The 12,387-nt window shown below is 48.6% G+C and carries 12 protein-coding genes and 1 tRNA gene; 9 read left to right on the top strand and 4 right to left on the bottom strand.

Annotated features, from left to right (window positions below):
• Window positions 1-2 precede the first annotated feature (2 nt).
• The 3 genes from cydB (at window position 3) to ACP7H9_RS10450 (ending at window position 4,099) form a co-directional block, all read left to right on the top strand.
• Window positions 3-1,004, top strand: coding sequence for a cytochrome d ubiquinol oxidase subunit II (gene cydB / locus ACP7H9_RS10460; RefSeq protein WP_011233306.1), 1,002 nt, complete (start codon window positions 3-5; stop codon window positions 1,002-1,004).
• Window positions 1,005-1,153: 149 nt separating this feature from the next.
• Window positions 1,154-2,512: an amidohydrolase family protein gene (locus ACP7H9_RS10455; protein ID WP_286823873.1), complete on the top strand. Its 1,359-nt coding sequence runs from the start codon at window positions 1,154-1,156 to the stop codon at window positions 2,510-2,512.
• A 27-nt stretch (window positions 2,513-2,539) separates the two neighbouring features.
• A complete protein-coding gene (locus tag ACP7H9_RS10450; protein WP_286823874.1) occupies window positions 2,540-4,099 on the top strand; it encodes a serine hydrolase in 1,560 nt (519 codons plus the stop codon).
• Window positions 4,100-4,144: 45 nt separating this feature from the next.
• Here ACP7H9_RS10450 and ACP7H9_RS10445 read toward each other — a convergent pair whose 3' ends face one another.
• Entirely contained in the window at window positions 4,145-4,783 is a 639-nt protein-coding gene (locus tag ACP7H9_RS10445) for a glutathione S-transferase family protein (protein WP_034819318.1), read from the bottom strand.
• Window positions 4,784-4,909: 126 nt separating this feature from the next.
• Between ACP7H9_RS10445 and ACP7H9_RS10440 the strand changes: the two genes are divergently transcribed.
• Both ACP7H9_RS10440 and ACP7H9_RS10435 read left to right on the top strand, forming a co-directional pair.
• Window positions 4,910-5,854 (top strand): helix-turn-helix transcriptional regulator, encoded by a 945-nt coding sequence (locus ACP7H9_RS10440; protein WP_439222738.1) that lies wholly within the window; start codon window positions 4,910-4,912, stop codon window positions 5,852-5,854.
• 82 nt (window positions 5,855-5,936) lie between these two features.
• Window positions 5,937-6,013 (top strand) — tRNA-Arg (locus ACP7H9_RS10435).
• A 215-nt stretch (window positions 6,014-6,228) separates the two neighbouring features.
• On the opposite strand, the gene ACP7H9_RS10430 is transcribed toward ACP7H9_RS10435, so the two are convergent.
• The 3 genes from ACP7H9_RS10430 to ACP7H9_RS10420 form a co-directional block, all read right to left on the bottom strand.
• Window positions 6,229-7,137 carry an HNH endonuclease signature motif containing protein gene (locus tag ACP7H9_RS10430; protein WP_114981810.1) on the bottom strand — a complete coding sequence of 303 codons (909 nt, stop codon included), beginning with the start codon at window positions 7,135-7,137 and terminating at the stop codon, window positions 6,229-6,231.
• A 206-nt stretch (window positions 7,138-7,343) separates the two neighbouring features.
• Window positions 7,344-8,966: an AAA family ATPase gene (locus tag ACP7H9_RS10425; RefSeq protein ID WP_114981809.1), complete on the bottom strand. Its 1,623-nt coding sequence runs from the start codon at window positions 8,964-8,966 to the stop codon at window positions 7,344-7,346.
• A 173-nt stretch (window positions 8,967-9,139) separates the two neighbouring features.
• Window positions 9,140-9,343: a helix-turn-helix domain-containing protein gene (locus ACP7H9_RS10420; RefSeq protein ID WP_114981808.1), complete on the bottom strand. Its 204-nt coding sequence runs from the start codon at window positions 9,341-9,343 to the stop codon at window positions 9,140-9,142.
• Between the two features lie 157 nt (window positions 9,344-9,500).
• Between ACP7H9_RS10420 and ACP7H9_RS10415 the strand changes: the two genes are divergently transcribed.
• From ACP7H9_RS10415 to ACP7H9_RS10400, 4 genes are read left to right on the top strand one after another with little or no spacing between them, the layout of a single operon-like run.
• A complete protein-coding gene (locus ACP7H9_RS10415; protein WP_227016335.1) occupies window positions 9,501-9,728 on the top strand; it encodes a hypothetical protein in 228 nt (75 codons plus the stop codon).
• Window positions 9,721-10,899: a tyrosine-type recombinase/integrase gene (locus ACP7H9_RS10410; RefSeq protein WP_114981806.1), complete on the top strand. Its 1,179-nt coding sequence runs from the start codon at window positions 9,721-9,723 to the stop codon at window positions 10,897-10,899. The genes ACP7H9_RS10415 and ACP7H9_RS10410 overlap by 8 nt, the downstream gene beginning before the upstream one ends.
• 50 nt (window positions 10,900-10,949) lie before the next feature.
• Window positions 10,950-11,864, top strand: coding sequence for a hypothetical protein (locus ACP7H9_RS10405; RefSeq protein ID WP_114981805.1), 915 nt, complete (start codon window positions 10,950-10,952; stop codon window positions 11,862-11,864).
• Window positions 11,865-11,921: 57 nt separating this feature from the next.
• Complete coding sequence (locus tag ACP7H9_RS10400; RefSeq protein WP_439222737.1) at window positions 11,922-12,326, top strand: DNA-binding protein; 405 nt, start codon at window positions 11,922-11,924, stop codon at window positions 12,324-12,326.
• The last annotated feature ends 61 nt before the right edge of the window (window positions 12,327-12,387 follow it).

The following is a 12,387-nucleotide window of genomic DNA, read 5'->3' as shown; positions in this document are numbered from 1 at the left end:
CTATGGATTACGCACTGATTTGGGCAATATTAATTTCGGTCGCCGTATTTGCTTACGTCGCACTTGATGGCTTTGACCTGGGGATAGCGCTGCTGTTTCCCTGGTTCAAAAAAGAAGAAGACCGTGACGTGATGATGAACACCGTGGCGCCGGTCTGGGACGGTAACGAAACCTGGCTGGTGTTGGGCGGTGGTGGTCTGCTGGCGGTGTTCCCGCTGGCTTACTCGGTGCTGATGCCGGCGCTGTATATGCCTGTTATTGCCATGTTGCTGGGGCTTATTTTCCGCGGCGTGGCCTTTGAGTACCGTTTTAAAACCAAACGCGCCAAAGGTATCTGGGATTTATCCTTTATTACCGGCTCGCTGATAGCGGCAATGAGTCAGGGCATTATGCTGGGCGCTATGCTGCAGGGCATTCAGGTAACAGACCGCGCTTATTCCGGAGGTTGGTTCGACTGGCTGACGCCATTTACTATTTTCTGTGGTGTGGCGGTAGTTATTGGCTACATGATGCTGGGCGCGACCTGGCTGGTGATGAAAACCAGCGGCGATCTGCAGCGTCAAAGCTACCGTGCCGGCTGGTACACCACGATATTGCTGGTGGCCTGCATTGCGTTTGTGAGCCTTTACTTACCTTATGTCGATATGTTTATTGCCGAGCGTTGGTTCACTTACCCGGCCTCTGTTGGCCTGTGGGCTTTGCCAATACTGCTGGCGGTGATGACCATTGGTTTGCTGCGTTCGCTGCATAGAAAACAGGAAGGACGGCCCTACCTTTGGGGTTTGGGTATGTTCCTGTTGGCTTACACCGGCTTTGCAGTCAGCATATTCCCCTATTTGGTGCCCCGCAGCATTACCCTGTGGGAAGCCGCCGCACCGGACAACAGCCTGAAGTTCTTACTCGTGGGTGCCGTGTTCCTGTTGCCGATAATTTTCGCTTACACCGGCTATACCTACTGGGTGTTCCGAGGCAAGGTTGACCCTGACAGCGGATACCACGACTGATGAAAGCTGTACTTAAGAAGTGGTTGTGGTTTGTTGGCTTATGGTGTCTGGGTGTTCTGGCCGTCACTTTAGTTGGCGGCCTTATCCGCTGGGCTTTATTGTAAGCTTGCGCTAGGCTAAAGGCAGACTTGACGCCGGAGGCAACCAAAATGAAATTGACTCACCTTCTGGCCGCAACTGTTGCGGCCTTATTTTTATCTGCGTGTAACAATGCAGAGCCCCAGAACAATGAAACTCGTAGTGCTGATTATGTCATTAAAAACGTGACCCTTGTTGACTGGCTTAAGGGCGAGCCCAATGTTAGTGAGCAGCAGACGTTAGTGGTTAATGACGGATACATCAGCGGTGTGTTTGCGAACGCTGAAGCCCCTGCTTTTGACGACAATACGCAGGTCATTGATGCCGAAGGGCAATACGTTTTGCCAGGCATGGCAGAAATGCACGGTCATGTGCCGCCGGCAACAGACTTTGGTGACTTCCCCAAACGCTACGCCGACGACATGTTGTTTTTGTACGTTGCCAATGGTGTAACAACGGTGCGTGGCATGCTGGGTTATCCGCACCAGTTGCAGCTTAAGTCCGATATTGAGTCGGGCAAGCGCCAGGGTCCAACGTTGTATTTAGCTGGCCCCAGCTTCAGTGGCAATACCATTGAGTCGGTTGAGCAGGTGACGAAGCGGGTCATTGCACAACGCGATGAAGGGTGGGACTTACTGAAAGTGCACCCCGGGTTAACCCTTGAAGAGTATGAGGCCATGGCAAGTACGGCTCGCCAGGCGGGCATGGACTTTGCCGGACATGTGCCGGCAGATGTCGGATTAAAACGCGCCATGGAGGCAGGCCAGAGAACCATTGATCACCTGGACGGTTATCTCGCTTACGTTGATGCTATGAACAGAGAAATAACGCAGGATGAACTCGATTTGCTGGTTTCTATGACGCTGGAAAAAGACGTTGCGGTTGTGCCCACCCAGGCCTTATGGAAAACCCTGATAGGTGCGGCTGATCCCGACAAACTGAAAGACTACCCGGAAATTCAGTTGGTACCAAAGGCGGTTCGTGAAGGCTGGCTAAACTATTACGATAACCCCAGCAGTTACTTTAATAAGGAACAGGCGCAAGTGCAGCAGGAAAATAGGCAAAAGCTGTTGCACGCCCTGCACGAAGGCGGCGCGGAAATCATTTTTGGAACCGACGCACCCCAGTTATTCAGTGTTCCGGGTTACTCCATACACCACGAAATACAGCTGATGTCAGAAGCGGGTATACCTATGGCTGATATTCTGCGTTCCGCCACGGTAGCGGCAGGTGATTACTTTGCTGATGAGGATACCTTTGGACGCATTGCTGCCGGGCACCGGGCTGACTTTATTTTGTTAAAGGATAATCCTCTGGAGAACGCCGATACCCTGCGTGAGAACCAAGGGGTTATGGTGCGCGGACAGTGGCTTAGTCGTGAAGCTATTGATAAAAAAGTTGAGGAAATTCGGGCGGCTTACGCTGACTAAGGGCTATTGATAATAAGGAACCGATAAATGAAACCGTTATTTAAAATATTAAGTTCAGTTTCGCTTGGCGTTACTTTGCTGGCCAGTGCACCTGTTTGGGCGCAAAGCGCAGACAGCATTCGCAATACCGCCGAGGAAACGCTGGAGGCGTTTAACATTCCGGGCCTGGCCGTTGTTGCGGTTAAAGACGGCGAAGTGATTTTAGCCGAGGGTTTCGGCGTGCGTGATATAGACAGCGGTGAGCCGGTAAATGCCAATACACTGTTTGGTATTGCTTCAAACACCAAAGCTTTTACCGCAGCGGCTATGGCAACGCTGGTAGAGCAGGGGAAACTCAACTGGGACGACAAAGTTATAGACTACATTCCTGAGTTTCGTTTGGCCGACCCGGCTATTACTCAATCTCTAACAATTCGCGATATCCTGAGTCACCGCTCGGGCCTTGGTCTGGGAGCGGGCGACCTAATGATCTGGCCTAACACCGATAAGTCCACCAGCGATATTCTTGCCGGGCTGGCGCACGTACCTATTGACCACGGTTTGCGCGAGCGTTTCGCCTACAACAACTTGATGTTCGTAACGGCCGGTGAAGTTATCCACCGGGTTACGGGCATGCCATACAGAGAATACGTTGAGAAAACCTTTTTTCAGCCTTTGAATATGGACGAGAGTGTTATTGGTTTTTCGCATATACCTGAAAGTAATGACAACGTTGCGGTAGGCACTATTGAAATGAACGGTGAGCTGCATCGTTTCCCGCTAGATTTTCTTGAAGATTTTGGTGCAGCAGGTGCGACCGCAGCAAGTGTTGATGATTTAAGTAACTGGTTGATCACTCAGCTGCAGGGCGGCGTGAGCCCATCGGGTGAACGCCTCTTTTCAGAAGACTCGCAACAGGCCATGTGGCAGTTAACCACACCGTTGGGTACATCACCTGAAGCTGCTGAACAAGGAACGTATTTTGGTGGCTACGGCATGGGTTGGTTCGTAAAAGACTACCAGGGCGTGAAGCGGGTGTATCACAGCGGGGGCATTCTGGGCATGTTGTCGCTGACCACACTGATACCTGAAAAGAACTTTGGCATGGTAGTTCTGAGTAACCAGCAGGCTTTTGGTGGTTTAACCGCAATTACCGAAGAAGCCCTAGAAGACTTGTTAGATTTGCCCGACCGCGACTGGGTGGAGGAAGAGCAGCAAAAATATCAGGCCTTTATGAAAAGAAAAGCCGAGTTCGAGGTAGAAGAGCCTGAAAAAGTAAGAGCCGCGCTGCCGCTGGAAAGCTACGCCGGTACTTATAATGACGCCTGGTATGGTGACGTAAAAATTAGCTACGAGCAGGACAAACTGCGCATCAATTTTACTCACACTCCTATGCTGCAAGGCACCTTAGAGCATTATAACGACGACACTTTTATCGTGCGCTGGGACGAGCCTTTACTGGAGGCTGATGCGTTTATCGACTTTAGCGTGAACCGCAATAATGAAGTGCACAGTGCAACGCTGGAAGCCGTAGCGCCTTATACCGATTTCAGCTTCGATTTCCATAACCTGAATTTGAAAAAACAGAAGCAGGAAACCGGTGATTAAAAGAGTCAGCAGCCAGAGCCTTCTGGCTGCTTATTTTCAGACGCTCTAGCCTTTACTTAATTCGTCATCGAGTTTCGTTGCTCGCTGGAAAGCGGGGCGCTTCTCAATTCGTTCAACATAACGTTTGAATGAGTCGCGCTCCTCCAGCGTTTTGAACTGCATGCCCCAGCTAATATGACTACCAACGTATACATCTGCCGCGGTAAACTGCTCGCCACAAATATAAGGTCCTTTAGAAACGGCTAATTCAAGAGCTTTCAGAACATCGTCGTGACTACCAGAGCCAACCATTTGCAGGTTATCTTCAAGGTTCCAGCCACAGGCTTTGGCGCTGTTGGCCATTTCCACCGGACCGGCCGCAAAGAATAACCAACGGTAGTAAGTTCCTCGCTCCGGGCTGTCCAGCGGTGGCGCTAAGTTCTTTTCCGGAAACTGATCGGCAAGGTAGGCACAAATGGCGGCGGTTTCCGTAACAACCAAATCGCCGTGTTGTATTGCCGGCACCTTTCCTAACGGATTAACTTTCAGATACTCGGGCGTTTTCATCTCGCCATTGTAGTTAAGTACTTTGACCGTATACGGCTGGCCAACCTCTTCCAGCATACGACGAACAATGCGTGCCCGGGACTCAGGGTTAGTATAGAAAACGATTTCTTTGTTGTTTTTAGACATATTTTCTTTCATAGCTCAGCTCCTTTTTATTATGGGTTTTATTTCTGATAAGAACTATATTGGCTATATAGGTCATAATTAGGCCTATATAAAAATATTTATCTAAATTTATTTTCATCGCCTTTTATCAGGAAAATTATGACCGGCCCAACAACACGAGTACTCGCCTTACTGGAGTTATTGCAGTCTCACAAACGTTTGAGTGGCACTGAAATTGCTGAAATGCTAGGCGTGGATAAACGCACGGTCAGGCGCTATATCAGTGCGCTTGAGGAGTTGGGTATTCCGGTTACCACAGAGCATGCCCCTCATGGAGGCTATATGTTGGTTGCCGGTTTTAAGCTGCCGCCGATGATGTTTACTCATGAAGAAACGCTGGCGCTCTCGCTAGGCTTGTTGGCCGCGAAGAGTCTTCAGCTGACCGATACCTCGCCTGCGCTGACCAGCGTTCAGGCGAAACTTGAGCGCGTTATGCCAGAGCATATTCAGGCAAGGGCTCGTTCCATTAGTCAGCATACAAACCTGTTATTGCCCGACTCTGGACTGCCGCAGGAGCAGTCGTTATTGATGCCGTTAATGGAAGCCATAGAGAGCCAGCGGCGGGTACAAGTTGTGTATGTGGGCAAAGCCGAGCCCGAGCAGCCGCGCAAGCTAGACCCATATGGTATGTTCTATAGACTCGGGCATTGGTATATAGGCGGATTCTGCCATTTGCGCCAAGCGCTCCGTACCTTTCGATTAGACCGTTTAGCCGAAGTGACATTACTTAAAGCAACCTTTGAAAGGCCTTTAAACTACAACGCTGCCGAGCAGTTCAAACAAAGCCTGTGCGCCATGCCAGGCAACCTGAAAGTGCGAGTTTTATTACATACGGACCTGGACACAGCGACCCGCGAGCTAGGCACAAGCGCCAGTATTTTAACCCAGGAAGACAACGCGATATTTATTGAAACCGTGGTAGACAGCACAGAATGGTTTGCCTGGTGGCTGGTTCGCTTACCTTTCGACTTCACCATTATAAGCCCCGACAGCTTAAAACAAGCCTTGCGGCGCCGAGCCGAGCAGCTTATAGGTTATTGTTAGTGGTACATGCGCGGTTTGCAGCACTGGACATTGCAGCGGATATTCCCTAAAATCCACGCCTGCTCTGAAGACTCCTAACTACGCGCCCGTAGCTCAGCTGGATAGAGCGCCGCCCTCCGGAGGCGGAGGTCACAGGTTCGACTCCTGTCGGGCGCGCCATTTCCTTGGCTTGTAGCGATTTTCTCCCTTTCGTATTTATTCTTAAGCCCTCTCTTTGATACTTTTTCGGTGTGACTGTTAGCTGTTGTGGCTGATTTTGCTGCGGATCAGGGCTGTGTCCATTCTGTGTCCAGATTGTGGCCGCAAATACGTGAAAGATTTCGTTGGCGCTATTTTGTGACCTCTAGCCAAAGTTTTTTGGTGATGGTGCGAGATCAAGCGAATTTTGATTGCGGTAAAGAATCCTTTTCCTCTTTAGTATACTCCAAAATTTTCCCTTCAAATCCCATAACATCTCCTTCAACAACTAGAAACTTACCTGTTTCAGCGAAGAACATTGGATTTATATCTCTCCTTACGACATCAGCAAACCAATTAGCAGCATTTGTGCTTTCCCGAATAGCATCATGACATGTATAAATCCATTCCTCATACCGAGATAAATCTTTGTTATAATTGGAGTTCCAACCACCAGACTTATAAAACTTATTAGGGAAATATCTCTCGCCGTGAAGTTCGCCATGTCTAAGAAAAGTTTGTGCTGCAAAATTTAAGGATAAAGCTAAAGTAGTTGTAGCTCTTTTCAGCTCATCAAATTCTTCTGGCCAAATAGCTTTTTTTACCCTGAGGCTGAATTCAAATATTTCAGAGGGAAAGTTGCTATCCCAGTTCGGGTCGGCGCTTAAACTATGGCTGGTCCAAATATCCCATTCTTCGAGTCGACACATAGTAACGGCAGCATCAATGATGCTTGTAACAGCTGTTGCACTAGCAAGCTTGGCTTGATTCACCGTTTCACTTAATGTTTCGTTAACCCAGAGCTCATGTTTTGACTTGATATGGAATAATTTTTCCACGGGCCAATCGTCTTCGTTATTATCTACTTCAGTATGATGATTAGGGCAAAGAAGGATTAAGTTGTGGTAAGAGTTCCGCTTGTCAACGTCAAGTAAACTTTGACTCCTTGCCGAACCAGACTTCTCTCCGACAATATGAGCTTGTTCGCCTAATGCAAAAGAAGAGTTTACGGCATTTTTATCTTGGGTAAGCTCTACTTTACAAACTGCGCACCGATTCCCCGAACGCCCCCAGAGAAGTTTTATATCTTTTTGCTTAATTGCCATTTAATGCGTCTCTTCTTCGTGAGGTATGTCTAATGTCTGAGCCAGTTTCCTTCTGGCTTCTTTAGCGAGCTCATGGTACTTAATCATTTCGCGTTGTTCATTCATAGATGTTTAAGTGTCACGCTGGCTTGTGATCTTTCGAAATAATGAGGTTGCTTGTGCATGTTCCTCTCTGGGGCTGCTTTGTTAAGCGACCACTGTATCGTTTACGCGACCAGATCACTTGGAAGCGGACCGAGCAAAGATTGTACAAGCTTTACCGCTTTCGAGTCGTTTACTAAGAGGTTTCTAACTGCTGCCTCGTACTGTGTGCGATTTGTGTAGTTAAGCGCCTTGGCAGTGGCGTCGAGGGCTGGCGATTCTCGTATTGGGTATCTCTGCAGAATACCCGTGAAGTTGTTCGCATCGATTAATGCCATAATACGTGCTTTTTCATCGTCAGCACACTTAGCGAAATCTATTTCCACGGAACGCTTACCGCCGTTCGCTATTTCGCCTTTCTTTGGGAGAAGCGAAAATACTTGCTCTCTCGCAGACTTTTCAGCGATTTTTGAACTCAGGTGTCCAGCGCTAGCACGGATAGCTTTGATGGCATCTCGATTTGCTTTATCCAACATTTCCGAGAGATTTCCATCGACGACTGCAGCAAGTTTTTCACCCGCCAGTTTCTGCAGCTCAGGATGATAGTAGATTGATTCGACCGAATATACGGTCAACGGAATCACGCCTTTAGCTTGTAAGTCGATAATTCGTTCTGGCTCTGAAGAGTCATTGTCCACCAACCCGAACGGTTTCACCCAGTGGAGTTCAGACGTGCCTTTGATGCCGACAACTGCATTCTCAACGTCTCGGCAATTTGCCTTAGCCACGACTGATGCATTTGGAAACAGAAGGCTGTAAAGCGGTTTATCAAGGCTATGCTCTACCCCCTCGACGAACACAATCTTCCGACGCTCGCCTAAAATATTGCTTTTTAAGTCATCATCAATGCCGTCGGAGCTTTTGAGAAAATCAATGTCGTAAAAAGCGCTGTTCTCGTTCTCGCTCTTGCTCTCGTAAACACAAGCACGAGTTAGGAGAACGCTTGAGCCTGGATTGTCCACTGGAAGTAAAGGCTCATGTGTAGATACGATTAATGCGCAATCTGGTCTCTCTTTGAGTAGAAGCGACAGGAGCGGAGACACGATTGAACGATGCAAGTGTCTCTCTGGTTCGTCTATAAGGAGGAGTGTTCCCGGGGACACGGTTAAAATATTAGCGGCAATCAGGATTGCATTGCGCTCTCCATCAGAGAGTTTTGCGATACTATATGGCTTGCTATCGCTTCGGGTCGCCACAATCTCGTCGTTTTCTTCGATAGATATAGCGATGTCGAGATTAGCAAGCCGGAGTATGCGGTTCAGTATCCTAAATGCTCCGTCTTGATTTGAAAGGTCATTGATTTCGGCTGTGTCCTTTTCGTCGACGGCTCGCGCGATACTCCGAGAACGCTTGTTCTCCGAATTAACTAAATCGTAGATCGCCATCTGAGCGCGCTGCTCCGCGTACTCATCCATCCAACGCGCGTTTGCCTGCTGATCATGGTGAAATATCCTTCCCTCATAGTCTGTACGCTGCTTTCCTGTGAACTCTGGCGATCCCGACCTAAACCAAATTTGCCGATGAGCTGTAACTCTTCGGGCTTTGTCGCTGTTAGCAGAGGCAAAAGCTTGCATGAGGCTCGATTTACCGGTGCCGTTTGCGCCTAGAATAAAAAGCATTTCTCCAGCGTCTACTGTGAGCTCTAAAGGAACTTTCGATGTCGTGGGAATTGATAAATTAAATGACATATTAGATATTCGTCTCCATCATGGTGGGTCAAGCTACGCGGATTTGCTCGCTAATGTATATTGAGTTCACAAGCTTTATTACTCACCTTTTTAGAACACCCAACGTAAGCAAGAGAAGTACTGAGCTACCAGAGGTCTTCCAACGGGCAACGTACTCAGTTGGGTGAGAGAGTTCACTCGTCGCTAACCTGTAACATATCACCAACCTCACAATCAAAATACCGACAGAGCCCTTCCAAAGCAGCGAAATCAATTCGTTGAGCGGTTTCTTTATACAACAATGTCACGGTATTGCGATTCAATCCAGTATCGCGTGCAACGTCCATTATCTTGAGCTTTCGCTCGCCCATCATTCGCGCTAAATGACACTTAATCATGACTACCTCTCAAGAAATGTCATCTTAAATGACAAAAAAACATTGCAAATGATATTTTGCGTGTTAATATGTCATTAAGGATGGCAATTTGAACTTTAGGAATACGTTATGCCATTCAGTGTATCAACCAACTGGGGAGTTTGCCATGTTAAATGACATGACACTTTTAACAACTGCCGAACTGGCAGAGAGGATTAAATATGATCCTCGCACTATTCGGGAACAGCTGAAAGATTCGGTGCTGCATGAGGGCATTCACTATATCCGTCCTTTTGGAGGCAGAAAGATCTTGTTTCTGTGGGAAGCCATTCAGCGTGACATAGGTCAGGCATCGTCAGGTTCACTTGCTATTCCGATGGTAAAAGGGGGCATGGCTCATGGGTAGTGTTAATGCACGCCCTGAGACCGGTAAGTTGTTCATCGACTTCCGTTACAAGGGCAAGCGTTGTCGCGAACAAACCTCGCTTGAGGATACGCGGGAAAATCGTAAACGGGTGCAGAAGTTGCTCGATCGGATTGAAGCGGAAATCACTCTCGGCACCTTTGATTATGGCAAGCATTTCCCAGGTAGCCCCAAGGCGCAGCAATTCAAGGAGATGCAAGTGCGCAGTCAGCATTTGGATACGCCCCTTTTCAGTGAGTTTGTGGATACCTGGTTCGCTGAAATGCGTATTCAGTGGCGAACGTCCCACGCTGACACGGTGCGAAATACATTAGATAAGTATTTAGTACCAGCCTTTGGGGAAAGGGAAGTTGGCCGCATCACCAAAGCGGAAGTTCTTGAGTTTCGGGCCTCACTCGCCAAAGTTACAACCCGAAGCAAAAAACCGTTATCGCCGTCGCGGATAAACCACATCATGACGCCATTGCGCATGATTTTGAATGAAGCAGCCAACCGCTGCAATTTTAGCTCACCTTACCAGGGAATTAAATCGCTTAAAGTTGCGCGTACGGATGTTGAACCATTCTCCATCGATGAGGTTCGCCTCATCATCGAAAAGGTACGTCCCGATTTTCGGGACTACTACACGGTGCGCTTTTTCACCGGTATGCGAACAGCGGAAATCGATGGCTTGCAGTGGGATGCGGTGGACTTTGAGCGTCGGCAAATCATGGTTCGAAGCACGATCGTTAACGGTGAAATACAGAGCACCAAAACTGATGGCTCGTTCCGCGCGATTGAAATGAGTCAGCTGGTGCTTGATGCGCTTAAGCGACAGCAGAAGGCAACAGGAGACATGAAGTTTGTCTTTTGTACCCGCAATGGCTCGCCACTGTCTCATAACAACGTCACCAAACGCGTCTGGTACCCACTGCTACGGCATTTGGAGTTACGTAAACGCCGACCTTATCAAACGCGCCACACGGCGGCCACGCTTTGGTTGGCAGCGGGGGAGAGCCCTGAATGGATTGCTCGCCAAATGGGCCACTCGACGACCGAAATGCTGTTTCGAGTGTACTCGCGCTATGTCCCGAACCTGACCCGCCAGGACGGCTCAGCTTTCGAGCGGCTGCTCAAATCTAATTTCAACGACTTTAAGCCAGATGGTGCGTAAGAGCTTCGCTCTAGTCACGTTAACGATTTAATATTTCTTGGAGAATGACTATGAATACAACAACTCATGAAACTGTACAGCCGCTTTTGATTGATGCTGCCATTTATCGACGTTTTATCGGACGTTATTACCTTTCGACGATAACGCCGGTGTCTTCCGAACGAGATAACGAAGCGTTTGAACTGACTCTATCTGATAGCTCTGGCGACCTTACTGTTATTGCCCGACATGACCAAGTTGCCGATGAGGTGATTCTTGAGCACAGCATGGTTCATGTTGAAGTTGCAGCGCTACCAACTCGCGTTGGAATTGTCCGGGTGTGTAAGAATTTAACTTGCGCAGCTGCCAGCAAACGCCTGGGTAATAGCTTATCAGTGCTCCCTATTTCTCAGTGCCCTCAGCCCGCGGTATTTCAAGCCTTTTTGGTGCTTTATGCTCGTATCCAGTCATCGTTAATGCGGAGCTTTGTAGATGATGTGTTGCTCCAGCCAAAAGTCGGAATCTCATTCCTGCAATGCCCAGCCACGTTACGAGACCATCACAGTTATGTCGGTGGGTTACTTGAGCATGCTGTTGAGGTTGCGTGGAATGTGTCAGGTGTTCATGCGTTGACTGATATTGAGCGTGATGTTGCGGTTGTCGCTGCGCTATTACATGGTATCGGTAAAACGCGAACGCTAAGTGCTGGTGCTACGAAAACCGCTCTGGGTACTCTGGTTGAGCCTGAGCTGCTGACCCTCGAGGTATGTGCTGATGCGTTACATAACCTTGAAAGCCACTCACCATCTTTGGCTAATCAGCTGCGCCATATCTGGACGTCTGGCGTTTTTCGCGAGCACACATGCAGTCAAAACCATGCCTTGCTCTATGACGTCCTGGCTCGATCAGTCAAGAGTAGTGTGATCAGTCAGCAATCGATGGCATTTCTTGCTGAGGCCGAGATTGATACACCGGCTTTCGTCTAAGTGCTCACGAAACTTTAATTTCATTAATTAAATTAATTTCGTTGAAAGGAGACTGTTATGGCTCGCCACGCGGAAGTTACTGAGCAGGAAATTATCGACGCTGGCTTAGCGTTGGAAAAACGAGGAAAGCGCCCGAATCCGGGCGCTATCCGCAAAGAGCTTGGCGACCGTGGCGGGCTCGCTCGCATTAAGAGTATTTGGCAGGCGTACTGCGATAATCGAGATGACCCACTTTATGACTGCAACCGAGAGAACTTAACGTTTGATTCGCTTCCTAATGTTTATGCCGAAAACGTCCAGACCTTAATCGGTAAAGTCACTCACGCAATGGAGCATATGGCAATTGCTGCTTACCACGATGCGCAGCAGCTTTTCGAGCGACGCCTTAAAAGCCTTGAAGCGACTCACGAACAGGCACTAGAGCATTATAAGGAAAGTGAACGCTCTGTAAGCGTCACATAAACCACGCCTAGTCACCACTTTGCAGATAGCCTAATTTATCGCCACGTTCTAACCAACGAGG

Origin of the sequence: Idiomarina sp. ST20R2A10, assembly GCF_051842345.1 — a bacterium.
Taxonomy (GTDB): domain Bacteria; phylum Pseudomonadota; class Gammaproteobacteria; order Enterobacterales; family Alteromonadaceae; genus Idiomarina; species Idiomarina loihiensis.
The sequence above is the reverse complement of the archived record's forward strand: the minus strand, read 5'-3'. Positions and strand labels throughout refer to the sequence as shown.

What these genes read in the sequence shown, in the direction of transcription:
- cydB (WP_011233306.1), top strand. Translation starts at nt 3, where the DNA reads ATGGATTACGCACTGATTTGGGCAATATTAATTTCGGTCGCCGTATTT.
- ACP7H9_RS10455 (WP_286823873.1), top strand. Translation starts at nt 1,154, where the DNA reads ATGAAATTGACTCACCTTCTGGCCGCAACTGTTGCGGCCTTATTTTTA.
- ACP7H9_RS10450 (WP_286823874.1), top strand. Translation starts at nt 2,540, where the DNA reads ATGAAACCGTTATTTAAAATATTAAGTTCAGTTTCGCTTGGCGTTACT.
- ACP7H9_RS10445 (WP_034819318.1), bottom strand. Translation starts at nt 4,783, where the DNA reads ATGAAAGAAAATATGTCTAAAAACAACAAAGAAATCGTTTTCTATACT.
- ACP7H9_RS10440 (WP_439222738.1), top strand. Translation starts at nt 4,910, where the DNA reads ATGACCGGCCCAACAACACGAGTACTCGCCTTACTGGAGTTATTGCAG.
- ACP7H9_RS10430 (WP_114981810.1), bottom strand. Translation starts at nt 7,137, where the DNA reads ATGGCAATTAAGCAAAAAGATATAAAACTTCTCTGGGGGCGTTCGGGG.
- ACP7H9_RS10425 (WP_114981809.1), bottom strand. Translation starts at nt 8,966, where the DNA reads ATGTCATTTAATTTATCAATTCCCACGACATCGAAAGTTCCTTTAGAG.
- ACP7H9_RS10420 (WP_114981808.1), bottom strand. Translation starts at nt 9,343, where the DNA reads ATGATTAAGTGTCATTTAGCGCGAATGATGGGCGAGCGAAAGCTCAAG.
- ACP7H9_RS10415 (WP_227016335.1), top strand. Translation starts at nt 9,501, where the DNA reads ATGACACTTTTAACAACTGCCGAACTGGCAGAGAGGATTAAATATGAT.
- ACP7H9_RS10410 (WP_114981806.1), top strand. Translation starts at nt 9,721, where the DNA reads ATGGGTAGTGTTAATGCACGCCCTGAGACCGGTAAGTTGTTCATCGAC.
- ACP7H9_RS10405 (WP_114981805.1), top strand. Translation starts at nt 10,950, where the DNA reads ATGAATACAACAACTCATGAAACTGTACAGCCGCTTTTGATTGATGCT.
- ACP7H9_RS10400 (WP_439222737.1), top strand. Translation starts at nt 11,922, where the DNA reads ATGGCTCGCCACGCGGAAGTTACTGAGCAGGAAATTATCGACGCTGGC.